The sequence below is a fragment of the Micromonospora sp. NBC_00362 genome, assembly GCF_026342155.1.
GTDB classification, from domain to species: domain Bacteria; phylum Actinomycetota; class Actinomycetes; order Mycobacteriales; family Micromonosporaceae; genus Micromonospora; species Micromonospora hortensis.
In genome coordinates this window covers 3,944,598-3,967,297 of the sequence record NZ_JAPENH010000001.1, presented here as the reverse complement: position 1 = coordinate 3,967,297, position 22,700 = coordinate 3,944,598, and the positions used below count along the sequence as shown (strand labels likewise).

23 protein-coding genes and 1 riboswitch are annotated in these 22,700 nt (G+C 72.4%); of the genes, 10 read left to right on the top strand and 13 right to left on the bottom strand.

The genetic code is table 11. From position 1 onward, the window contains the following. The first annotated feature begins 26 nt into the window (after positions 1-26). Complete coding sequence (locus OG992_RS18060) at positions 27-335, top strand: WXG100 family type VII secretion target (protein ID WP_030329557.1); 309 nt, start codon at positions 27-29, stop codon at positions 333-335. Positions 336-360: 25 nt separating this feature from the next. Further along, positions 361-639 (top strand): WXG100 family type VII secretion target, encoded by a 279-nt coding sequence (locus OG992_RS18055; protein WP_030329555.1) that lies wholly within the window; start codon positions 361-363, stop codon positions 637-639. 105 nt (positions 640-744) lie between these two features. Here the strand turns inward: OG992_RS18055 and mycP are convergent, their stop codons facing one another. Both mycP and OG992_RS18045 read right to left on the bottom strand, forming a co-directional pair. Then, the gene (gene mycP, locus OG992_RS18050; protein WP_266303813.1) at positions 745-1,974 is read right to left on the bottom strand and encodes a type VII secretion-associated serine protease mycosin; all 1,230 of its coding nucleotides are present in this window, start codon (positions 1,972-1,974) and stop codon (positions 745-747) included. 51 nt (positions 1,975-2,025) lie between these two features. Beyond that, positions 2,026-2,361, bottom strand: coding sequence for a MarR family winged helix-turn-helix transcriptional regulator (locus OG992_RS18045; protein WP_266303812.1), 336 nt, complete (start codon positions 2,359-2,361; stop codon positions 2,026-2,028). A 227-nt stretch (positions 2,362-2,588) separates the two neighbouring features. Here OG992_RS18045 and OG992_RS18040 point away from each other — a divergent pair, with 227 nt between their 5' ends. Next, entirely contained in the window at positions 2,589-3,323 is a 735-nt protein-coding gene (locus OG992_RS18040; protein WP_266303811.1) for a carbonic anhydrase, read from the top strand. A gap of 56 nt (positions 3,324-3,379) precedes the next feature. Here OG992_RS18040 and OG992_RS18035 read toward each other — a convergent pair whose 3' ends face one another. Next, complete coding sequence (locus OG992_RS18035) at positions 3,380-4,399, bottom strand: hypothetical protein (RefSeq protein ID WP_238683771.1); 1,020 nt, start codon at positions 4,397-4,399, stop codon at positions 3,380-3,382. A 4-nt stretch (positions 4,400-4,403) separates the two neighbouring features. Then, positions 4,404-4,534: riboswitch (cyclic di-AMP (ydaO/yuaA leader) on the bottom strand. Between the two features lie 166 nt (positions 4,535-4,700). Continuing rightward, complete coding sequence (locus tag OG992_RS18030) at positions 4,701-6,071, bottom strand: YibE/F family protein (protein WP_266303810.1); 1,371 nt, start codon at positions 6,069-6,071, stop codon at positions 4,701-4,703. Positions 6,072-6,433: 362 nt separating this feature from the next. Here OG992_RS18030 and OG992_RS18025 point away from each other — a divergent pair, with 362 nt between their 5' ends. After that, the gene (locus OG992_RS18025) at positions 6,434-8,473 is read left to right on the top strand and encodes a heavy metal translocating P-type ATPase (RefSeq protein WP_266305227.1); all 2,040 of its coding nucleotides are present in this window, start codon (positions 6,434-6,436) and stop codon (positions 8,471-8,473) included. A 6-nt stretch (positions 8,474-8,479) separates the two neighbouring features. Here OG992_RS18025 and OG992_RS18020 read toward each other — a convergent pair whose 3' ends face one another. After that, the gene (locus OG992_RS18020) at positions 8,480-8,776 is read right to left on the bottom strand and encodes a metal-sensitive transcriptional regulator (RefSeq protein WP_030329541.1); all 297 of its coding nucleotides are present in this window, start codon (positions 8,774-8,776) and stop codon (positions 8,480-8,482) included. 94 nt (positions 8,777-8,870) lie between these two features. Between OG992_RS18020 and OG992_RS18015 the strand changes: the two genes are divergently transcribed. The 4 genes from OG992_RS18015 (at position 8,871) to OG992_RS18000 (ending at position 12,557) form a co-directional block, all read left to right on the top strand. Continuing rightward, positions 8,871-9,080, top strand: coding sequence for a heavy-metal-associated domain-containing protein (locus OG992_RS18015; protein ID WP_238681977.1), 210 nt, complete (start codon positions 8,871-8,873; stop codon positions 9,078-9,080). A gap of 13 nt (positions 9,081-9,093) precedes the next feature. Next, a complete protein-coding gene (locus OG992_RS18010) occupies positions 9,094-10,041 on the top strand; it encodes a hypothetical protein (RefSeq protein WP_266303809.1) in 948 nt (315 codons plus the stop codon). Positions 10,042-10,053: 12 nt separating this feature from the next. Next, positions 10,054-12,300: a cation-translocating P-type ATPase gene (locus OG992_RS18005; RefSeq protein ID WP_266303808.1), complete on the top strand. Its 2,247-nt coding sequence runs from the start codon at positions 10,054-10,056 to the stop codon at positions 12,298-12,300. Between the two features lie 83 nt (positions 12,301-12,383). Then, positions 12,384-12,557: a CsbD family protein gene (locus OG992_RS18000; protein ID WP_036410891.1), complete on the top strand. Its 174-nt coding sequence runs from the start codon at positions 12,384-12,386 to the stop codon at positions 12,555-12,557. 91 nt (positions 12,558-12,648) lie between these two features. On the opposite strand, the gene OG992_RS17995 is transcribed toward OG992_RS18000, so the two are convergent. The 4 genes from OG992_RS17995 to OG992_RS17980 form a co-directional block, all read right to left on the bottom strand. After that, complete coding sequence (locus tag OG992_RS17995) at positions 12,649-13,332, bottom strand: bifunctional 2-polyprenyl-6-hydroxyphenol methylase/3-demethylubiquinol 3-O-methyltransferase UbiG (RefSeq protein WP_266303807.1); 684 nt, start codon at positions 13,330-13,332, stop codon at positions 12,649-12,651. A gap of 91 nt (positions 13,333-13,423) precedes the next feature. Then, the gene (locus tag OG992_RS17990) at positions 13,424-14,677 is read right to left on the bottom strand and encodes an RNA polymerase sigma factor (protein ID WP_266303806.1); all 1,254 of its coding nucleotides are present in this window, start codon (positions 14,675-14,677) and stop codon (positions 13,424-13,426) included. Continuing rightward, positions 14,674-15,030: a YciI family protein gene (locus OG992_RS17985; protein WP_238683861.1), complete on the bottom strand. Its 357-nt coding sequence runs from the start codon at positions 15,028-15,030 to the stop codon at positions 14,674-14,676. The genes OG992_RS17990 and OG992_RS17985 overlap by 4 nt, the downstream gene beginning before the upstream one ends. 147 nt (positions 15,031-15,177) lie before the next feature. Next, complete coding sequence (locus OG992_RS17980; RefSeq protein ID WP_238683764.1) at positions 15,178-16,440, bottom strand: DUF2786 domain-containing protein; 1,263 nt, start codon at positions 16,438-16,440, stop codon at positions 15,178-15,180. A 189-nt stretch (positions 16,441-16,629) separates the two neighbouring features. Here OG992_RS17980 and OG992_RS17975 point away from each other — a divergent pair, with 189 nt between their 5' ends. Both OG992_RS17975 and OG992_RS17970 read left to right on the top strand, forming a co-directional pair. After that, positions 16,630-17,106, top strand: a complete 477-nt coding sequence (locus OG992_RS17975; protein WP_238683763.1) for a DUF2243 domain-containing protein — start codon at positions 16,630-16,632, stop codon at positions 17,104-17,106. Then, complete coding sequence (locus OG992_RS17970) at positions 17,103-17,960, top strand: cytochrome c oxidase assembly protein (protein WP_266303805.1); 858 nt, start codon at positions 17,103-17,105, stop codon at positions 17,958-17,960. Before OG992_RS17975 ends, OG992_RS17970 begins: the two co-directional genes overlap by 4 nt. Here the strand turns inward: OG992_RS17970 and OG992_RS17965 are convergent, their stop codons facing one another. From OG992_RS17965 to OG992_RS17950, 4 genes are all read right to left on the bottom strand, one after another. Then, entirely contained in the window at positions 17,961-18,239 is a 279-nt protein-coding gene (locus OG992_RS17965) for a hypothetical protein (protein ID WP_266303804.1), read from the bottom strand. It abuts the gene before it with no gap. An 85-nt stretch (positions 18,240-18,324) separates the two neighbouring features. Further along, complete coding sequence (locus tag OG992_RS17960; RefSeq protein ID WP_238683760.1) at positions 18,325-19,281, bottom strand: NAD(P)H-binding protein; 957 nt, start codon at positions 19,279-19,281, stop codon at positions 18,325-18,327. A 133-nt stretch (positions 19,282-19,414) separates the two neighbouring features. Continuing rightward, positions 19,415-20,542 (bottom strand): CaiB/BaiF CoA-transferase family protein, encoded by a 1,128-nt coding sequence (locus tag OG992_RS17955; RefSeq protein ID WP_266303803.1) that lies wholly within the window; start codon positions 20,540-20,542, stop codon positions 19,415-19,417. Next, complete coding sequence (locus OG992_RS17950; RefSeq protein ID WP_266303802.1) at positions 20,542-22,698, bottom strand: 3-hydroxyacyl-CoA dehydrogenase NAD-binding domain-containing protein; 2,157 nt, start codon at positions 22,696-22,698, stop codon at positions 20,542-20,544. Before OG992_RS17950 ends, OG992_RS17955 begins: the two co-directional genes overlap by 1 nt. Between the last annotated feature and the right edge of the window lie 2 nt (positions 22,699-22,700).

The following is a 22,700-nucleotide window of genomic DNA, read 5'->3' as shown; positions in this document are numbered from 1 at the left end:
CCACAACAGACGGAAGGGTGTGAAGCATGGCGTTCGAGGTCGAAGCTGCGACTCTGCATACCGCCGCGAGTGACGTGCGGTCCACGCGCAGCGAGGTCGACGGCGAGCTGAAGAAGCTGTGGAACGTCGTCGATGACCTGGCCATCGCGTGGAAGGGTCAGGCGTCCACTGGCTTCCAGTCGCTGATGACGCGCTGGAACGAGGACACCGTCAAGCTGCTGACGGCGATGGACAGCATCGCTGACCTGCTCGACAAGTCGGGTACGACGCACCAGGTCAACGACGAAGAGCAGCAGCAGATGCTGGACAAGTTCCACTCTGCTCTCAACCCGTGATCCGTAGCCGGCAGAGGAGGAAATCGTGACGATCAAAGTTGACTATGCGGTCCTCGAGAGCAGCAACCAGCAGATGCAGGCCATCTCGAAGACCCTTGAGGAGAAGCTCGACACGTTGCGGTCGATGCTGACCAAGCTGCACTGGGACGGCGAGGACCGGGTTGCCTACGAGCAGCACCAGGCGAAGTGGGACGCGGCGGTCCGGGACATCAACCGGATCCTGAACGAGATCGGCGGTGCCGTGGGCATCGCCCGCGAAAACTACCTCACCACGGAGATGAGCAACTCCAAGGTGTGGAGCTGAGGCATCCGCACGAGCGGCTCCGGTCCGGTTCGCCCGGCCCGGAGCCGCTCTGTGTGTGACGTTGGCGGCGGGCGTAGGCGTTGGCGGCGGGCTGCGGTGCGCCGCTCAGCCGGCGGTCGGGGCGTCGGGGCGTCGGCCGGGGCGCCAGTCGCGTCGACGGCCAAGGGCGGTGATCGGTCGCGCGACCAGCAGCAGCACGGCGACTAGCCCGCCGATGACCGCCGCCCAGATCGCGGTGGGGCGCTGCCAGCTCAGCGGGTCGTCCCGTACGGCGGGTGCCGGAAGCGCGCCGGCCGGCGGGTTCGCCCTGGTGCCGAGCAGGCTCGACACCGCCCGGTACGGGTTGACCATCCCGTGCCCGATGTCGGCGTTCTGACCCTCGGGTGGGTTGTCCGCTGTGCGTTTCAGCCGATCCGCGACCTGCTGCGGGTCGAGACTCGGGTAGGCGGCCCGGACCAGCGCGGCCACTCCTGAGACGTACGCGGCGGCGTAGCTGGTGCCGCCCTCCGGCACGGTGCGGTAGCCGCTGTTCCCGGGCGCCGGCCCGACGATGTTCATCCCGGGTGCGGCGATGTCGACGTAGTCGCCGCTGATCGAGGTGCCGACGTGGCCGCCCTGCTCGTCCACACCGCCCACCGCGATCACCCCGGGGTACGCGGCCGGGTAGCCCGGCAGGTTCTGCGAGTCTTCCGACCGGTTGCCCGCGGCGGCGACCAACACCACCCCCTTGTCCAGCGCGCGCTCGACGGCCTCCGTCAGTTCGGGGCGGGGAATTGTGGTCAGGGACAGGTTGATCACGTCGGCGCCCTGCGCGACCGCCCAGTCGATGGCCGCGGCGATCTGTGCGGGGAGTTGCGGGTTGTTGACCGCGCCGAGCTGTGGCAGAACCCGGATCGGCAGGATGCGGGCGGCCGGGGCGATGCCGCTGAAGGGGACGACAGTGCCCTCCCGGCCCGCGATGATGCCGGCGATCAGCGTGCCGTGCCCGGCCTCGTCGCACTGGCCCTGCCGGGCCGGCAGGCCGTTGAAGTCGCGACCCTCGAGCACCTGCCCCTTGAGGAGCGGGTGGGCGGCGGAGACTCCGGAGTCGATCACGGCGACCGTGATCCCGGCACCCCGGGACAGCGGCCACGCCGACGACGGCTCCAGCCGGCGGAGCGCCCACGGCATCTGGGCCAGGCTGTCGGTGCCGGTGGGCCCGCAGAGGGGCGGTGCGGCGGTCGCGGGGGAGGGTGCCACCAGGCCGGCGCCGAGCAGGACCGCCAGCGTTCCACTGAGGACGCCGCGAAGGGCACGGCGGGACGGGGTCGCGCTCAACGGCGGGCATTCGCGCACCCGCAAAGGTTACCGCCGTGACCGTCGGTCAGCGGCCCCCGGTGACCGGGGTCAGGCCCGGGGCTCTGCCTTCGCTGTGGGAACGTCGGCGAACAGCGCGAGCAGGTCGCCGACCTGCCGGTCGGCCTCGGCGGGGTGCCGGAACCGGCCGGCCGGGTTGAGGGTGTATTCGTTGCGTCGCCCGACCCGGGTGCGGTGCAGGTAGCCGCCCGCCTCCAGGTCGGCGACGATCGCCTGCGCGGCCCGTTCGGTCACCCCGACCTCGGCCGCGACGTCGCGTAGCCGGGCGGTCGGATCGCGGGCAATGGCCAGCAGCACGTGCCCGTGATTGGTGAGGAACGTCCAGTTCCGCCCGCCGCCGGTGTCGTCCGTCACCGTGCTCGCCATCGTGTGACCGCCTTTCCGGATGTCCGCCTGCCCTCGCGAGAGTCTGGTCCGCCCTGCCTCGGGAAGGTTGCCCAGGGTGTGGCCGGAGTCAACGTATGAAATCTAAATCACGCATACCTTGACGCATCTTACGGTGCGTGTGACGGTGGAGCACGAGCCAGCGCCCGCCCGCCCGGCCGGCGGAAAGCCGGCTTGACCAGGGCAGACGCGTCGAGACGAGGTGCGGGATGAGTCATACCGGAAGCTCCGGCGGTCAGCCGGGTCCGCAGCGGACCACCGACCGGGCCACCGCGCTCAGCGAGCCGACCCGGGCCTACGCCGAACTGGTCGCCGGCAACCGGCGCTTCGTCGATGGCGCCCCACGCCACCCCAACCAGGATGCCGGGCACCGGGCCGCCGTGGCCGACGGGCAACACCCGTTCGCGGTGATCGTCGGCTGCTCCGACTCGCGGCTGGCTGCCGAGATCATCTTCGACCGGGGTCTGGGCGACCTGTTCGTGGTTCGCACCGCCGGGCACACCGCCGGCCCCGAGGTGCTCGGCAGCGTCGAGTACGCGGTGACAGTGCTCGGCACCCCGCTGGTGGTGGTGCTCGGCCACGACTCGTGTGGTGCGGTGCAGGCCGCCCGGGAGTCCGCCGCGACCGGTACCGCACCGAGTGGGCATCTGCGCGCGGTGGTCGACGCCGTGCTGCCCAGCCTGCGCCGCGCCGCGTCCGAGGGCGTTGACGACATCGACGGCATCGTGGACATCCACATCGCCCAGACCGTCGAGACGTTGCTCGGGCAGTCGCCCGTGCTGGCCGACGAGGTGGCGCTGGGACGCTGTGCGGTGGTGGGGGTGTCCTACCGGCTCGCCGCCGGAGCCGTGCGCCCGGTGGCCGCGGTGCCGGCCGGCTTCGCGACGGTGGAGACCCCGGCCTCGGCCGAGTCGACCGACCCGGCCGCGCCTGCCACCGTTTGACGCGTCGAGGGCCGCTCCGCGTGACGCGGAACGGCCCTCGACGGGGATCGTGCGGGTCAGAGCAGCGACATGTGGACGTGGTCGGTGTGGTTCGACGGCCCGCTGTACGAACTCCAGCCGGTGGCCGGGAACCAGATCTGCCGGTTCCAGATCACGTAGTAGATGCCGAGCCGGTCGGCGTTACGGATGAGGAACGCGGCGACGTTGTTGCCGTACGTCCGGGTGTCGTTGTTGTGCCATGGGGAGAACCCGCTCTTCTGCAGCGACCAGTCGCAGGCGCGGCCCTTCGGGTGCTCCCACGGCCCGCCGGGGCGGTAGCAGCCGACGAACCGGTTGAAGCCGGCCGCCTTGACCTCCTTGTACGCGTGCAGCGTGCGCGGCGTGACGCAGCCGGACGTGGTGGGGTCGTTCTCGCTGCACGACTGGGGCTTCCAGTCACCGTCGGCCGTGCGACCCGGGCCGATCTTCGCGACCTTGGAGGTGGCATCCACCAGGCCGCCGGTGAAACCCTTGCCGCCGACGAGGGAGAGCGCCTTGTCGGCCTCGCTCTTGCGCTTCGCCATCAGGGCGGTTTGCTTCTGCTGCTCGCGGACCTCCGTGTCGAGGGCCAGCTTGGCCTGCTCGGCGCGGGCCTTCACCTCGTTGACCTCGGAGAGCTTTTTCTCGTTGACCATGTTCATCTCGTCGAGCAGCCCGGCGCGCTGGACGAACGAGTCGGGAGCGTCGCTCTCCAGCAGCATCGCGACCGCGCCGATCCGGCCGGTCCGGTACGCCTGGGCGGCGATCTGCCCGACCTGCGGCGCCAGCGCGTCCAGGTCGGCCTTGGCGCGGTTGACCTCCGCCGCCAACTCGCCCTGCCGCTTCTTGGATTTGTCCAGCTTGGACTTCGCGGCGGAGTAGTCGCGGTTGGCCTGCTCGATGACGTCGTTGAGCAGCTTGGGCTCGCCGTCCTCCTCGTGCCCGGACGGTGTGGGGTTCGTCGGGGCGGCGTGCGCCGGGAGCGGCCCGGCGAGCACGGTCAGTGCGGCGATCACGGCCACCACGGGTGTCAACCAGCGGCGTAGGGGTGCCGTCACAATGTTCCCTTCCGTCGACCGCCGACCGGGTTAGCTGACGGGTTCGGGGCGGAAGTGGCCCCTACCGCTGACGCGGATTCACCCCAGGCACCTGGGTCCCCGGCTCGCCGGTTGGCGATTGGGCGGTGGCACCGCAGGCGCCGCTTCGCGCCTTCATCGGTAACCGGCAGCGAGGTTACCCGAGAGTCGACCGGCTGAGCTATGCCTGGATGCCGACCAAAAGCGTCATTTCGCCATAGCGTTGAGTGACCAGTGACGCGGTTCTCAGGGTGGATGCCCGATCTGGTCACGCTGAGGAGTGTCACCATGCCGTATCCGTGCTCCTGTTCGACTCCGGCCACCGGTCGGTGGCCTCGGATGGGGGTGCGGTCCGCGTCCGGTCCGGCTCGTCGGAGCCGGCCGTACGCGGTGAGCTGAGTGCGGCCAGTGCCTCGCTGCGGTCCGGCTGGGGCCGGGGCGCGGGAGCGCCGGTGGACGGCGTGGCATCGCCGCGCCCGGCGGCGGTCACCACCGCTGCCAGGCCGGTGGTCAGCGGCACGGCGGCGATCAGGCCGAGGGTGGCGACCGCGCTGCGGACGATCTCCTGCGCGAGGAACTCGCTGGTGAGGATCTGCCCGATCGGCCGCGAGTCGGCGGTGAGCAGGAGCAGCAGGGGCAGTGACGCGCCCGCGTACGCCAGCACGATGGTGTTGACGGTGGAGGCGATGTGCGCGCGGCCGACCCGGGTGGCCGCACGGTACAGCTGCAACCGGGTCAGCCCGGGGTTCGCGTTCGCCAGTTCGGTGACGGTGGCCGCCTGGGTGACCGTCACGTCGTCGAGCACCCCGAGCGATCCGATGATGATGCCGGCGAGTAGCAGACCGTGCAGGTCCACGTCGCCCTGGAACATCGACAGGGTGGTGGCGTCTTCGCTGCCGAAGCCGGTGAGGTGGGTCGCGGCCGTGGCGATGGTGGCGAGCACGCCGGTCAGCACCAGGCTGCCCAGGGTGCCGAGTACCGCGACCGAGGTCTGTGCGGTGACCCCGTGGGTCAGATAGAGCACCACGAACATGATCAGGGCCGCACCGACCACCGCCACCAGCAGCGGTGACCTGCCGGCGCTGATGCCCGGCAGCACGAAGGTGAGCAGGATGGCGAAGCTGGCGGCCAGCCCGGCGAGCGCTGCCAGACCTCGCCACCGCCCGAACGCGACGATCGCGGCCGCGAAGACCACCGCCAGCCACACCATCGGGGTGCCGCGTTGGTGCTCGGCGATGTTCCAGTTGCTGACCGTGGGATCGATCGGATCGGCCAGTTCGACCAGGACGACCTCGTCGCCGACCTCGACCCGGGGTGCGCCGGGCCCGTCGGGCACCGGTGTCCGTACCTGCTGGCCGGCGGTCGGCCCGTCGTCCACCCGGACGTCGACAGTGCCGCACCGCCCGTCGCCGACCCTCGGTGTGCCCTCCGGAACCGACGGCGCCGGCGGGCACGGCTCGCTCACCACCCGGGTGACGGTGCCGGGGTGGCGAGGCACGTCCGCGCCACCATCGGTCTGCGGTGACCCGCCGCGGGGCCAGAGCAGTAACGCGGCCAGCACGGTGGCGACGAAGAGGGGTACCACAGTCACGATGAGGATCCGTCGCACCCGTGGCGGGGCGGACGGAGCGGGGTGAGTGTGGTCGGCGGCCAAGGTGAGACTCCCAACGATCCGGTGCGGGATACGGGTCAGCGGGCCGGGCGGTTCACCGTTGCGGTGGAAACGCGGCGGACGGCGGGGCGGATCGCTGCCTGACGACCGCTTGATCACGGACGGTCAGTGCTCGGCCCGGTCGGCCGGGGACGACGCCACGACGGGGCGGCGCCGGTGCCCGACTGTGCAGCGGCATTCGGAGGGCCATCGTGGGAGATGCTAGCCAGCCCTCCCGGGGGTTGCAGGTCGTGGCGGAGTGTCGGGCGGCCGAACCGCTCGCGCGGCGGCCTCCGGGGCGGCATGTTGGAGCCATGCCCGCTCCGTCACCGCCCGACCCGGATCGCCAGCGACACGCCGAGCCCATGCCGCACGACAAACACGCCGGGCGCGACAAGCCCGCCGGGCACGACAAACACGCCGGGCACGATCCGGCGTTGTTCCGCCGCCGGTTCTGGGTCTGCCTGGTGTTGACCGTCCCGGTGGTGTTGACGAGTCGTCTCGTGTCGGATCGGCTGGGCCTGACCGGGGACGACGGCCTCCCCGGCCGGGCCTGGGTGGGGCCGGTGCTCGGCTCGGTGGTGTTCTGGTGGGGCGGTTGGCCGTTCCTGGTCGGTGCGGTCAGGGAGGTGCGGGACCGGGCGCCCGGGATGATGCTGCTGGTCGCGATGGCGATCACCGTCGCGTACGCCGCGTCCCTGGCGACCAGCGTCGGCGCCTTCGACCTGGACTTCTGGTGGGAGTTGGCCGCGCTCGTCACCATCATGCTGCTCGGGCACTGGCAGGAGATGAAGGCCATCGGGCAGGCCCGGGGAGCGCTCGCGGCGCTCGCCGCGCTGTTGCCGGACGAGGCCGAACGGGTGGCGGCGGACGGGCGGGTCGAGGCGGTGCCGGTGACCGGTCTGCGGATCGGCGACGTGGTGCTGGTCCGGCCGGGGGGTCGGGTGCCGGCGGACGGCCGGGTCGTCGAGGGCGGCGCCGAGCTGGACGAGTCGATGATCACCGGGGAGTCGCGGCCGGTCGCCCGGTCGACGGGCGACCGGGTGGTGGCCGGCACCGTCGCCACCGACTCGGCGATCCGGGTGCGCGTCGAGGCGTTGGGTGAGCAGACCGCCCTCGCTGGCATCCAGCGGATGGTCGCGCAGGCCCAGGCTTCCGGTGGACGGGCCCAACTGTTGGCCGACCGGTTCGCCGCCGCGCTGTTCTACCTGGCCACCGGCACCGCCGTGCTGACCGTACTGGTCTGGACCGCGCTCGGTCAGCCGGACGAGGCGGTGGTCCGTGCGGTCACCGTCCTGGTGATCGCCTGCCCGCACGCGCTGGGTCTCGCCATCCCGCTGGTCGTCGCGCTCTCCACAGCGCTCGCCGCGCGGTCCGGGATCCTGGTCAAGGACCGGTTGGCCCTGGAACGGATGCGGACCGTCGGCGCGGTGCTCTTCGACAAGACCGGCACGCTGACCCGGGGCGAGCACGGGGTGACCGACCTGGTGACGGCGTCCGGCGTCGAGCGGGACGAGGTGCTGCGGATCGCGGCCGGTGTCGAGTCGGAGAGCGAACACCCGTTGGCCAGGGCGATAGTGGCGGCCGCCGGGAGCGCCGGGCCGGCCCGGGCGGCCGGGTTCCGGTCGCTGCCGGGCCGCGGCGTGCAGGCGACAATCGACGGTACGGAGTACGCGGTGGGCGGGCCGGCGCTGCTGCGTGAGCTGGGCCTTCGGCTCCCGGCGGAGCTGGAGGCCGCGACCGGGCGGTGGTCGGCGCGGGGTGCCGCGGTGTTGCACCTGGTGCGGCTGCCGGACGCCGTGCTCGGTGCGTTCGCGTTGACCGACGAGGTGCGTCCGGAGGCCCGGCGCGCCGTCGACGAGCTGCGTGCCGAGGGTGTCCGCACCATCGCCATGATCACTGGTGACGCCCGGCCGGTGGCCGAGGCGGTCGCCGCCGACCTGGGCTTCCGACCTGGCGTCGACGAGGTCTTCGCCGAGGTGCTGCCGGCGGAGAAGGACGATCGGGTGGCCGAGCTCCAGCGGCGGGGGTTGGTAGTGGCGATGGTCGGTGACGGGGTGAACGACGCACCGGCGCTGGCCCGGGCGGACGTGGGGATCGCGATCGGCGCGGGCACCGATGTGGCCATCGAGTCCGCCGGGGTGGTGTTGGCATCCTCGGACCCGCGCGGGGTGGGGGCCGTGGTCCGGCTGTCCCGGGCGTCGTACCGAAAGATGCGACAGAACCTGGCCTGGGCGGCCGGCTACAACGTGGTGGCGCTGCCGCTGGCCGCCGGGGTGTTGGCCTGGGCCGGCGTGGCGTTGAGCCCGGCGCTGGCGGCGGTGCTGATGTCGGCGTCCACCATCGTGGTGGCGCTCAACGCGCAGTTGCTGCGCAGGGTCCGTCTCGACCCCGCGCCGGACTGAGCCCGCTCAGCCGCGCTTCATGAGCCGGCCGACCGCCGCCATCATCTCGGTGGCCATCTCGTCGGCCCGACCCTCGGCGGCGCCCTCGTGCATGCAGTGCCGGGCGTGCCCGTCGAGCAGCCCGAGGGCCACCTTGTCGAGGGCGGCCTGGATGGCCGAGATCTGGGTGAGCACGTCGATGCAGTAGCGGTCGTCGTCGACCATCTTCTCGATGCCCCGGACCTGCCCCTCGACGCGGCGGAGCCGTGCGAGCAGCTGGTCCTTGCTGGCGGTGTATCCGCGGATCGGGGTGGGTGCGGTCATGTCGACAAGGATAGCGTACCCCCAGGGGGTATGGTACGGTCGGCTCTGTTGAGATACCCCCACCGGGTACCGGTACCGCGAAGGAGACGATCCGATGGTCGACACGACGTACCAGGTTCAGGGCATGACCTGCGGGCACTGCGTCAGCGCGGTGAGCGCCGAGGTCGGTGCCATCGCGGGGGTGCGCGACGTCCAGGTCGACCTCGCGGCCGGCCGGGTCACCGTCAGCAGTGATCAGCCGCTGGACACCGCTGTTGTCCGAGCCGCAGTCGACGAGGCCGGCTACGACCTCGTCGACGCGTGATCGGCGGGCCGGCGTGCGCACCGTGACGAGACTGGCCGGGTTCGCCGTCGGCCTGGCGGCGATCTTCGGCGCCACCTACGGGATCGGCCGGGTGGTCGACCGCGCCCCGGTGGTCGAGGGCCGGCACGACGGCGATGCCGCCCCTGCGACGGGCGAGCACGACGAGACGGCCGACCGGCTCCCCGGCGGGCTGCTCGTCTCCGACCGGGGCTACACCCTCGAACCGGTCGACGCCCCGGCCGGCGAGTTCGCCTTCCGGATCGCCGGCCCGGACGGCCGCCCGGTGACCCGGTACGACGTGGCGCACGACAAGCAGATGCACCTGATCGTCGCCCGTCGGGACCTCTCCGGCTTCCGCCACGTCCACCCCGAGCTGGCCCCGGACGGCACCTGGCGGGTCGACACCCCGCTGGCCGGCCCCGGGCAGTGGCGGGCGTTCGCCGACTTCGCCCCGACCGGGGGTGAGCCGCTGACCCTCGGCGTGGACGTGACAGTCCCCGGCGAGTTGACCGAACGGCCGTTGCCCGCCCCGGCGACCAGCACCACGGTCGACGGCTACACGGTCACCCTGACCGGCACGCCGCAGCCCGGCCGCACGTCGCCGCTGACACTGACCGTCAGCCGGGACGGGCAGCCGGTCACCGACCTGGAGCCCTACCTGGGCGCGTACGGGCACCTCGTGGCACTACGTCGGGGTGATCTGGCGTACCTGCACGTGCACCCGGACGGGACGCCCGGCGATGGGCGCACCCGGCCCGGTCCGGCCGTCACCTTCCTCGCCGAGGTGCCCTCGGCCGGCAGCTACCGGCTCTACCTCGACTTCCAACACGGCGGGCGGGTGCGCACCGCGGAGTTCACTGTGGTCGCCGGCACTGCCCCGACCGGAGAGGCCCCCAGCCCGAGCGGGCCCGCACCGACCGGCGGGGCCGACCACGGCACCCCCGGGCACGGACACAACTGACGGGACCAGACGATGACCACCACCAGCAGACCGCTGCCCGAGGCGCCGAACCGGATCGAACTGGCGATCGGCGGAATGACCTGTGCCGCGTGCGCCGCCCGGATCGAGAAGAAGCTCAACCGGATGGACGGGGTGAGCGCCACCGTCAACTACGCCACCGAGAAGGCGACCGTCCGCTACGCCGACGGCGTCACGCCGGACGACCTGATCGGGACCGTGCAGAAGACCGGTTACACGGCGGCGTTGCCGGCTCCGCCCAGCGCCGAACCCCCGGTGGACCCGTTGCGGGGGCCTCGTACCCGGCTCTGGGTGTCGGTGGCCCTGAGCGTGCCGGTGGTCCTGCTGGCGATGGTCCCGGCCTGGCAGTTCGACTACTGGCAATGGTTGTCGCTGACCCTGGCCGCTCCGGTGGTGGTCTGGGGTGGGCTGCCGTTCCACCGGGCCGCCTGGACCAACCTGCGGCACGGCGCGGCCACCATGGACACCCTGGTGTCGCTCGGCACCCTGGCCGCCTTCGGCTGGTCGCTCTGGGCGCTCTTTCTCGGTGACGCGGGGATGCCCGGCATGACGCACCCGTTCCGCTTCGACATCACCCGGAGCGACGGTGCCGGCAACATCTACCTGGAAGCGGCCGCCGGGGTCACCGTGTTCATCCTGGCCGGTCGCTACTTCGAGGCCCGGTCCAAGCGGACTGCCGGTGCCGCCCTACGCGCCCTGCTCGACCTCGGCGCCAAGGACGTGACGGTGCTGCGTGACGGCGTGGAGACCCTGATCCCCGTGGACCGGCTCGCCGTCGGTGACCGGTTCGTGGTCCGCCCCGGGGAGAAGATCGCCACCGACGGGGTGGTCGACGAGGGCACCTCCGCTGTCGACGCCAGCATGCTCACCGGTGAGTCGGTGCCGGTCGAGGTCGCCCCGGGTGACGGCGTGGTCGGCGCCACGATCAACGCGGGTGGGCGGCTGATCGTCACCGCCACCCGGGTTGGCGCGGACACCCAGCTCGCCCGAATGGCCGACCTGGTGGAGCAGGCGCAGAGCGGCAAGGCAGCCGTGCAGCGGTTGGCGGATCGGATCTCCGGGGTCTTCGTGCCGATCGTCATCACCCTCGCCGTCGGCACGCTCGGTTGGTGGCTCGGCACCGGGGCCGGCCCGACCGCCGCGTTCACCGCCGCCGTGGCCGTGCTGATCATCGCCTGTCCGTGTGCGCTCGGCCTGGCCACCCCGACCGCGCTGTTGGTCGGCACCGGTCGGGGCGCCCAGCTCGGCGTGCTGATCAAGGGCCCGGAGGTGCTGGAGTCGACCCGCCGGGTGGACACCGTGGTGCTCGACAAGACCGGCACCGTGACGACCGGCCGGATGACAGTGGTGGACGTGGTGCCGGCGAGCGGTGTGGACCGGGCCGAGCTGCTCCGGCTCGCCGGGGCGGTGGAGGCCGCCTCCGAGCACCCGATCGCCAGTGCGATCGCCGCCGCTGCCGCCGCCGAGGGCGCGCTGCCCCCGGTGACCGCCTTCGGCAACCTCGAAGGGCTGGGGGTGGCCGGCACCGTCGACGGGCGGGCCGTGCTGGTCGGCCGGGTCCGGCTGCTGCGCGAGCGTGAGATCGACGTACCGCCGGAGGTCGAGTGGGCCGTCCGCGACGCGGAGGCCGCCGGCCGTACGGCGATCGTCGCCGGCTGGGACGGACAGGCTCGAGGCGTGCTCACTGTCGCCGACGTGGTCCGGCCGACCAGCCGGGCGGCGGTGGCCCGGCTGCGCGGGCTGGGGCTGACTCCGGTCCTGCTGACCGGGGACAACACCACTGTGGCTCGCGCGGTCGCCGCCGAGGTGGGCGTCGACGAGGTGATCGCCGAGGTGCTGCCGGCCGGGAAGGTCGACGTGATCAAGCGGCTTCAGGCCGAGGGGCGGTCGGTGGCGATGGTCGGTGACGGGGTCAACGACGCCCCGGCGCTGGCCCAGGCCGACCTGGGGCTGGCCATGGGCACCGGCGCCGACGTGGCGATCGAGGCGGCCGATCTCACCCTCGTCCGGGGCGACCTGGACGCCGCGGTGGACGCCATCCGCTTGTCTCGGCGCACGCTCGGCATCATCCGGGGCAACCTGTTCTGGGCGTTCGGCTACAACGTGGCGGCCCTGCCGTTGGCCGCCGCCGGGCTGCTCAACCCGATGATCGCCGGCGCGACGATGGCGCTGTCCTCGGTCTTCGTGGTGGCCAACAGCCTGCGGCTGCGTCGCTTTCGTCCGGCCGCTGCCGATCTGTGACGACGGTAATGGTTGGGCCGGTGACGACGGGGGTACATCTGTGGTCGTAGCGAAGCTTGCGATGCTTGCAATGGAGGTTGGCAATGGGATTCGACGACAAGATCAACAACGCCACCGAGGACGCGACCGGCAAGCTGAAGGAAGGCGCCGGTCGGGCCACCGACAACGAGCAGCTGGAGGCGGAGGGTCGCGCTGACCAGTCCACCGCCAAGCTCAAGCAGGCGGGCGAGAAGATCAAGGACGCCTTCAAGAGCTGACGTACGACGTACCTCGCACGCCGGGCCGGTGATCATCACCGGCCCGGCGTGCTGTGTGTCCGGCCTCTCGGCCGTCGAACCCTTGGTGTGCTCAGGGGCGTCGGGTGGCGCGTACGACCACGTCGTACAGCGGGACCTCCCGGCCCGGCACGGTGCGGCGGTGCTCCTCGGCGGTGACGATCTCCCAGGTGTTGCCGTCCAGGCCGGCGGTGATGTCCGCCAGGGTGACCGACGCCTCGTCCGGCGGGTGCCCGTGCCCAGACCCAGACCCGTGCCCATGTCCGTGCCCGTGTCCGTGCCCGTGGCCTGGCGCGGTGGCTTCCGAGGTGTGCAGATGCCCGACGATCAGGAGGGTGCCGCCGGGGGCCACCCACCCGGCGACGCGGTCGTAGAAGGCCAACTGCGGCATCGCGGGGTGCGCGTAGTGCGTCGTGACCAGGTCGAACCGCGTCTCCGGGGCCCAGGTCGTCAGGTCCGCCTCCACCCACCGCACGCGCTCGGAGACCCCGCTCTCCGTCGCGCGTTCGGCGGCTCGGGCGAGCGCGACGGATGAGATGTCGACGGCGGTGACCTGCCAGCCGTGGGCGGCGAGCGAGATCGCCTCGGCGCCCGCGCCGCACCCGGCGTCCAGCGCCGAGCCCGGCGTCAGAGCGCCGATCTCCCGAGCCAGGTACGGGTGCGCGGGACTCGTGCTCATCGCGCCGGGACGGTCGTGGTGCGCCTGGTGCCAGTGCCGCTCCCAGTAGTCCTTGTCGAACTCGTGCTGCTCGGTCATCTGTGTCTGCTCCTTCGCGCGTCGCCCCCGACTGTGACCGGCGACCGGGCGATGCGCAAAGATTGTTGCCAAATTGGCAATTCGGCGTGGCTCACCCCTGCCCGGTCAGCCGGGCCGCCCGTACCTCCAAATAGCGCTGCTCGGGCCGGCTCGTGGTGCCCCGCGCCGCCACCAGGTACGCCTCCCGCGCCGCGCCGACGTCCCCGGCCAGCTCCAACAGGTGGGCCCGGACGGCGGCCAGCCGGTGGTGCCCGGCCGTGCGGTCGTCGGCGTCCAACGACGTGAGCAGGGCGAGCCCGGCCCGGGGCCCGTCGACCATGGCCACCGCCACCGCCTGGTTGAGGGTGACCATCGGGTTCGGCGCGATCCGGGCCAGCAGTCGGTAGAGCGCGACGATCTGCCGCCAGTCCGTCTCCGCCGCCGTCGACGCCTCGGCGTGCACAGCGGCGATCGCCGCCTGGAGCTGGTACGGGCCGGGCGGCGACCAGGTCAGCGCCTCGGTGATCAGCGCGACCCCCTCCGCGACGGCGGCGGCGTCCCACAGTGAACGGTCCTGCTCGGCGAGGGGCACCAATTCCCCGTCGGACCCCACCCGGGCTGCCCGATGCGCGTCGGTCAGCAGCATCAGCGCCAGCAGCCCGGTCACCTCGCCGTCGTCGGGCAGTAGGCCGCGCAGGATGCGAGCCAGCCGGATCGCCTCGCCGGTCAGCTCGGCCCGGCGCAGCTCCGGGCCACTGGACGCGGTGTAGCCCTCGTTGAAGATCAGGTAGAGCACCCGCAGCACCGTTCCCAGCCGCTCGCCCCGCTCGGCCGGCCCGGGCATGGTGAACCGTGCCCCGGCGGCCTCGATCCGCTGCTTGGCCCGCCGGATCCTCTGACTCATCGTCGCCTCCGGCACCAGGTGCGCCCTGGCGATCTGGGCGGTGCTGAGACCGCCGACCGCGCGCAGCGTGAGCGCCACCTGCGCCGATCCGGGCAGCGCCGGGTGGCAGCAGAGGAACAGCAGCGTGAGGGTGTCGTCGTCGGCCGCGACGGCGGGCTCCGCGTCCACAGCGGGCACCACCCCGGCGTACGCCGGTTCGCGCCGCGCCACCGCCACCTCGCGGTCCCGGCGCGCGCTCTCGCTGCGCCACTCGTCGGTGAGCCGGCGGGTGGCCACTGTGAGCAACCAGGCGCGCGGCTTGTCCGGTACGCCCTGCCCGGGCCATTGGGTCGCGGCGGCGAGCAGGGCTTCCTGGACCGCGTCCTCGCACCTGTCGAACTGTCCGTGCCGACGGACCAGCAGACCGAGGACCTGCGGCGCGAGCGTGCGCAGCAGATCCTCGACCGTCCGGTCCTCGGTCACATCTCCGTCCCGGCCTCGTCCATGATCGGGCGGACCTCCATCGCGCCGCCGTACCGGACGTCCGGCCAGCGGGCGGCGATCTCGGCAGCTCGCTGCGGGCTGTCGCAGTCGACGGCCAGGTAACCGGCGAACTGCTCCTTGCTCTCCATGAACGGGCCGTCGAGGACCTCTGGGGTGCCGTCCACGAGTCGGGCCGTCACCGTCTGCGACGGATTGGCCAACGCCTGGCCGCCGATCAGCTCGCCGGTCTCGGTCAGCTCCTTCATGATCTCGTCGACCTCACCGAACAGGGCGGTGCGCTCCTGCTCGCTCAGCTCCTCGGTGAAGCCGGGCCGGTTCCAGATCAGCAGCATGTACTTCACGGCGATGCTCCTCAGGCTCTGGTCGCACCCCGATCGGGGCGCGACTCAGCGGAGGGTCGGAGTCGATTCCCCGATCCCTACCGCGTACCGAAGAAAATCGCAGAAACATCCGCCTGGGGCGCTCCCACGCCGGATGGTTCAGCGCGGATCGGGTCGGCCGGGCACCTGTCGGGGCTTCCGGGCGCTGCCGACGTCGAGCGAAGCCCGGTCGGCGGCAGAGGTGCCGGACGACCAGCCCTCGGCGTCGCGCACGCTGAGCCGGTGCCGGGTGACGCCGGGGAAGAGGGTGTCCAACCGCTCCCGGACCGCCTCGCCCCGGGCCGCGAGCACCGGCAACAGCCGTTCCGCCCCGGTGGTCTCGGCCGCCGCCTGGTCCGCCGCGTTGGTCGCCGCCTCGGTGGCCGTGCGCAGCCGCTCGCCGATCCGCAGCGCGAACGCGTTGAGGAAGGACTCGTCCCAGACCTTCGTCCGTCGCCCCGACCCCTGCCGTCGCTCGGCACGCCCCCGCAGCATCGCCGCCGTGGCCTGGACCAGCAGCGACGTGTAGAGCAACTCCACAGCCACCAGGTCCGCCGGCCAGCCCAGCACTGTGGCGAAGCCGAGATCGTCGGACCAGACCGCCTCGCACCGGTTCGCCGCCGCGACCTCCTGCACCAGCAGCGCCTTCGCGCCCGCGTACGGGGTGTCGGTGCTCAGGCGTACGCCGCCGGGCAGATCCCCGCGCTCCGACCCGGCCGCCAGCAGCGCCTCGTCGATGCTGTGCCTGGCGATCAGCTCCTGGGCCTTCCCGGTCAGCGCCTCCGCCTCCGCCGGGAAGGTGGTCGACTCGGCCTTCGCCAGCAGCGCCCGCACCCGATCCAGCATCGGCGACCCGCTGCGAGCCGTGCCCGCCGTGCGGGGCAGTGCCGCGCCGCTCGTGCCCGGCGGTGGGCGCAGCACCGCGATCGGCGGCAGGCTCTCCACCAGCGCGAGAGTGTCCACGGCCGCGCGGAGCGCGTCGGCCCGGTCCAGACCCTCCCGGCTGGCCCAACCGGCCAGCACGCTGCCGTCGGCACCGCCGTCGGCGGGCACCAGCTCGCGTAGCTGGTCGTCCCACCAGGCCGGGACCGGCTCGGCCTGGTCGCGCCGCTGGGCGGCCATCGCGGCGCGGACCAGCCGCGCGGCGCGGGCGTCGAGCCGTCGACTGGTGATCCGGTCCACGTCGACCGGCTGCCAACCGCGCGGCCAGAGCCGGCCCAGGCCGCGGACCAGGCGACGCAGCAGAGCGGCGTCCACCGCCGTGGTGCCGTCCGCGGCGCCGGTGCCGACCATCAGGTGGTCCAACTGCCGTTCGGCCTGCCGTACGTCAGTGCCGCGCACCGCCGCGAGCGCGTTGGCGACGAGTTCGTCCGCGTCCGGCACGGGCACCTCCTTCTCGGTATCTGGCTGTCGCTGCCCCTCCAGGCTCCATGATCATGCCGTCAGTGGCCCGGGAGTCACGAAACGGGGATGTGCCACCGGCCCGCTGGGCCTTTCCGCTGCTCCGGTCCGGCATGTTTGGTGCGGTTCGGGGTATTTACGACCCGATCCGACCTGACTGCGAGGTGTGTGGTGGTCGATTCGAGCCTGCCAAGGCCCCGTTCCGTCGACGTTCGTTCCTCCACCCTCGTCGGCGTCCTGATCGGCATCGCGATCATGGCCGCGATCGACGAGATCGTCTTTCACCAACTCCTCGCCTGGCACCACTTCTACGACCGCTCCACCCCCTCGGTGGCGTTGCTCTCCGACGGGCTGCTGCACGCCGCCGAGGTGATCGCCCTGGTCGGTGGGTTCTTCTGGTTCGCCGACCTGCGTCGACGGCATGCCCTGGCGAGCCGGCTGGCCTGGGGTGGCCTCCTGCTCGGCGCCGGAGGATTCCAGCTTTTCGACGGTCTCGTCGACCACAAGGTGCTCCGGCTGCACCAGATCCGCTACGGCGTACACCTGGTGCCGTACGACGTGGTCTGGAACGTGGCCGGCGCGGTGCTGCTGCTGGCCGGCGTCGCCGTCCTCTGGCGGGCCCGCTCCCGCCAGCCCGGCGCCCGATGACGGTGGCCGGGCCGCTGGCGCACGCCGGGCACGGCGCGGCCGGGCCGAGCTGGTTCCCACTGTTCCCGGTCGCGTTGTTGGCGGTCGGCTACGTGCTGGCCGCCGTCCGGGACCCGCGGGGTTGGGACCACCGTCGCACCGCCTCCTGGCTGGTCGGCTGCGCCCTGCTGGCGGTCGCCGTCGGGCCGCTGGCTCCGCTCCCGGACAACCCGAGCGGGCACATGGCGCAGCACCTGCTGCTCGGCATGCTGGCCCCGCTGGGGCTGGTGCTCGCCGCCCCGGTGACGCTGCTGCTGCGGGTCGTGCCGCCGCCGGTACGCCGAGCTGTCGGTCGGCTGCTGCGCGCCCGCCCGCTGCACCTGCTCGCCCACCCGGTCACCGCCGCGCTGCTGACCACCGGAGGGTTGGCGTTGGTGCTGCTCACCCCGCTGTACGCGGCGGCCGAACGGCAGCCCATCCTGCACCACGCCGTGCACCTGCACTATCTGGCAGCCGGGTACCTCTTCGCCTGGTCGTTGGCCGGGCCGGACCCGGCGCCGCGTCGTCCCGGACTGGCGGTACGGGTCGGCGCGTTACTGGCCGCGTCGGCTGGCCACGCCGTGCTGGCCAAGTACCTGTACGCCCGGGCCGAAACCCTCCCGCCCGGCCTCACCGACCGGGACCCGGAAGTGTTCCGCTCGGCCGCCCAACTCATGTACTACGGCGGCGACCTGGCCGAGCTGCTCCTGGCGGCAGCCCTCTTCGCCACCTGGTACCACTCCCGCCGCCCTGGTCGGCGGCGGCCACCCCGTCCAACCAGGTTGATCAAGAAGTTTGCGTCACCGGAGGACGAATCCCTGACGCGAACTTCTTGATCAACCTGACGGAGCGGGCGCTGCCAGCGCGGTGGACAGCCGGCGGAGGAACTCGATGAGGTCGTCCTCGCTATGGTGCGTTCCGGCCTGCTCATTCAGGGGACCCGAGTAGCGCAGCGCGTGGACCAGCGCGTCCCGCGTCTCGGCCCGGTCACCCGGGTAGAGCCCAGCGGCCACCCCGTCGTCTACCCGCGTGACCACCGAATCGTCGAGCGTTCTGTCGAACTGAACCCCGTAGAGGATTCCGTTGACGTGGCCCCTCCAGCTGTCCGTACCCATGCTCGTTGACTCCCTGTGAAGCTCTGGCTGCCGTCCCGGCCAGGAATTGCCGTGGCTGAAATGGCAGCGCTCGGTTGCGGCACGTTCAGCGGAACAGTCGGGCATTTTCAACCGCCCAGCCGTCGAAGTCGCGTAGCGGGCGGCCGATGATCTCGCGCACGGTCGGCCGCTGGTCGAGCGTCCACTGGGTGAGGTCAGCGAGTCGCGTGCCGTACTCCTCAAGGGCGTACAGGGTCACGTCGATACCGCTGTCGGGCCAGCCGCGACGCCGCCAACTCGCACGGCTGTGGTCGGGCGTCACCTCAATGGCGACGATGTCGCGGCCGACCGCTCTGGCGATGCTCGCCACCCGCGAACGGCTGCTGATCGGCAGCCCTACCGCTTCGAGGACAGCGCCGACATGGTCGTCGGTACGCAGCGCCGCCAACGCGACAGCGGCGAGGTCGTCCTCGTGGATGAAGGGGTAGTGCCCGCCGTCCAGGTGTGCCTCCCGTACGGTGCCCTCGCCCCTGATCGTCTCTGGCCAGTCCGATCCGGTGGCCGGATAGGTGCCCTCGATCACCGCGCCCATCACCGCCGACGGCCGGATGTGTACCCACTCCATCCCGGAGCCTTCGACAGCCCGCTCGATCGACAGCCAGAACCAGGTCTCGGGCGGGTACCTCTCCTCGTACTCCGGCCCGTGCGAGGACAGCACGACGATTCGCCGCACACCGGCACCACCGGCGAGGTCCAGGGCATTCCGCACCGTCGTCGGCGAGGCTCCGGCGAGGAAGACGCCGTCGACGTCGTCGTAGACCTGGACGTGCTCGAGCGGCCGGGTGATGGATCCCTCGACGACCTCGACCCCGTCGGGCCAGCCATCCACCTGGTCGGATTCGGCGAGAACACGCACCCGGTCACCAGCGTCCAGCAGTTGCCGCGCGAGGCTCCGCCCGACAATCCCCGTGGGGCTGCTGCCCGCGTCCATCCGGGCGTTGACCGCGGTCAGCAGGAGCAGGCGAGTGCGTGAGGCAGCCGCCCCCCGATTGTTCTCAGCCATGGCAAGACCCTCCAGCAGGAAAGCGGAGATCTTGCGCCTCCCGCTCGATGGGAGGTTGCGGATCGTGAGGTCGTCAACGCTACCAGCCACCGCAACGGCGGGCCGGGCCGTCGGCGCGCCTGCACGCGCCAGGTCACGGGTGTTCCGGCCAGTTGGTAAGGATGTCCTCGACCGGTAGGGCGTCCTGCTCCGGATCTGGTGCCGGGGTTGGGCGGTCGGTCGGGGTGCGGTCGAAGCGGGGTGCGGGGGCCGGCTGGATCTCGCCGCCCACCTCGACGAACGTGCCCCGGGCCGCGTTGTGCGGGTGCGCGTGCGCCTCGCCGGGCGCGAGCACCGGCGCGACGCAGGCGTCCAGGTCGGCGAAGACCGCCGTCCACTCGTCCCGGGTGCGCTCGGCGAACCGCTCGGTGAACCGGCGGCGCAGCTCATCCCAGCCACTCGGGTCGTACTGGGCGGGTAGGTCCGGATCGTCGGCGAGGCCGAGGCCGCTGAGCAGTACGGCGTAGAAAGCCGGTTCCATCGCGCCGACCGCCATGAATCCACCGTCGGCGGTGGCGTACGTGTCGTAGAACGGCGCCCCACCGTCGAACATGTTGCGCCCGCGCGGGGCGGCCCACAGGCCGGTGCCGAGCAGCCCGTGCAGGAACGAGGTGAGCAGCGCCGAGCCGTCCACCATCGCCGCGTCGACCACCTGGCCGAAGCCGGAGCGCTCCCGCTCCAGCAGCGCGGCCAGCACCCCGACGGCGAGCAGCATCCCGCCGCCGCCGAAGTCGCCAACGAGGTTCATCGGCGCGTACGGGCGTTCGCCGGCCCGTCCCAGCGGCTCCAACGCCCCGGCCACAGCGATGTAGTCGATGTCGTGCCCGGCTCGGGCCGCCAGCGGGCCATCCTGACCCCAGCCGGTCATCCGCGCGTACACCAGTCGGGGGTTGCGGGCCTGGCACACCTCCGGCCCGATGCCGAGCCGCTCGGCCACCCCCGGCCGGTACGCCTCGACCAGCACGTCCGCGCGCTCGGCGAGGCGCAGCAGGTCCGCCACCCCGGCCGGGGACTTCAGGTCCAGCGCGGTGACCCGCCGGCCGCGTTGCAACGGCCCGCTGGTCGGGGCGGCCAGCCGGCCCGTTCCCGGTGCGCCCGGCCGGTCCACCCGCACCACGTCCGCGCCGAGGTCGGCGAGCACCATGCAGCCGAACGGCGCCGGGGCGAGGCTGGCCAGCTCGATCACGCGCACCCCGGCCAGCGGCCCGCCGCGTGCCGCCATCACGCGACGTCAGCCGGTTCGGATCGAGGGGTGGCGAGCCGGTCGGCCAGGTCGGCGGGGGGCGTGAACCGGTCGCCGTAGTTGCCGGCCAACTCGGTGGCACGGGCCGCGAAGCCGGCCGGGCCGCCCGCGTACTGCCGGACGTAGCGGATCACCCCGCCCGTCCACGCAGGGAAGCCGATGCCGAAGATCGAGCCGATGTTGGCGTCGGTCTCGGTGCGCAGCACGCCCTCGTCGAGGCAGCGCAACGCGTCCAGCGCCTCGGCGAAGAGCATCCGCTCCTGGAGGTCGGTGAACGGCACCGCCCGGCCCGCGTCGGTGGTCAGGTCGGCGAGACCGGGCCACAGCCGGCCGCGGGCGCCGTCGTCGTAGGAGTAGAAGCCGCGTCCGGCGGTGCGCCCCGGCCGGTCGTACGCGTCGACCAGCTCGTCCACCAGGCGGTGCGCCGGCAGTGGGCGGAACTCCTCGCTGGCCGCCTCGAACTGGCGGCGGATCCGCTGGATCAGCGTGAGACTGACCTCGTCGGCCAGCGCCAGCGGCCCGGTCGGGTAGCCGGCCTGAAGGGCGGCCTGCTCCACCGATGCGGCGGGAACACCCTCGGCGACCATGCCGACAGCCTCGTCGATGAACTTGCCGATCACCCGGCTGGTGAAGAAACCCCGGCCGTCGTTGACCACGATCGGGGTCTTGCCGATCCGCCGACCCAGGTCGAACGCCCGGGCCAGCGCCACGTCCCCGGTCCGCTCGCCCACCACGATCTCCAGCAGCGGCATCCGGTCCACAGGGGAGAAGAAGTGCATGCCGACGAAGTCCGCCGGCCGGTCCACGCCGGCGGCCAGCCCGGTGATCGGCAGGGTGGAGGTGTTGGAGGCGAGCAACGCGCCGGGCGCCAGTACGGGCAGCACCTCGGCGAAGACCTGCTGTTTCAGCGCCGGGTCCTCGAAGACCGCCTCGATGACAGCGTCGCAGCCGGCCAGCGCGTCCACCTGGTCGGTGGTGGTGATCCGGTCCAGTACGGCGCGGGCGTCCGCCTCGGTGGTGCGACCCTTGCGTACCGCGCGGGCCAGCAACCGCTCGGCGTGCTCCCGGGCCCGGCCGGCGGCCTCCGGCGTGACGTCCCTGACCACCACGTCCAGTCCGGCGCTGGCGCAGGCGTACGCGATGCCCGCGCCCATCATGCCGGCCCCGAGCACCGCCACCCGGCGCACCGGTGTGGCGTCCACATTGGTTGGTCGGGCCGCGCCACCGTTGACGGCCTTCAGGTCGAAGAAGAACGCACCGATCATGTTCTTCGCGACCTGGCCGGTGAGCAGGCCGATCAGGTGCCGGGTCTCCACGGTCAGGGCGGTCTCCAGGTCGACCTGTGCGCCCTCGACGGCGGCGGCGAGGATCGCCTCGGGCGCGGGCAGCCGGGCACCCTTGAGTTGCTTGCGCAGCGTCGCCGGGAAGGCGGGCAGTTGTGCGGCCAGCGAGCGGCTGGCCGGGGTGCCACCGGGCATCCGGTAGTCCGGCCGGTCCCACGGCTGCCTGGGGTGCGGGTTCGCCGCGACCCAGGCCCGCGCCCGCTCCAGCATCTCGGCGGGCGTGGCGACAACCTCGTCGACCAGCCCTGCCGACAGGGCGTCGGCCGGGCGCATCCGTCGGCCGGTGAGCAGCACAGTGGTCAGCGCGCCGGCCAGGCCGAGCATCCGCACGGTCCGGGTGACGCCACCCGCCCCCGGCAGCAGGCCCAGCGTCACCTCGGGCAGCCCGAGCCGGCTGCCGGGCGCGTCCAGTGCGATCCGGTGGTGGCAGGCGAGCGCGATCTCCAGGCCACCACCGAGCGCGGAGCCGTTGACAGCGGCGACCACCGGTCGGCCCAGTGTCTCCAGCCGGCGAAGGTCCCGTTTGATGGCACCGAGCAGGGCTGCCAGGTCGGGCGCGTCGGCGCGGGTGGCCCGGATCATCTCGGGCAGGTCGCCGCCGGCGAAGAACGTCGACTTCGCGCTGGTCACGATGACGCCGACGAGATCGGGCTCGGCCTCCAGCCGATCCAGCGCGGCACTCATCGAGGCGGCGTACGCCCGGTTCATGGTGTTGGCGGACTGGGTGGGGTCGTCCAGTGTGAGCGTGACGATGCCGTCGGCGCCGCGGTCGTACCGGATGGTGTTTGTCATTG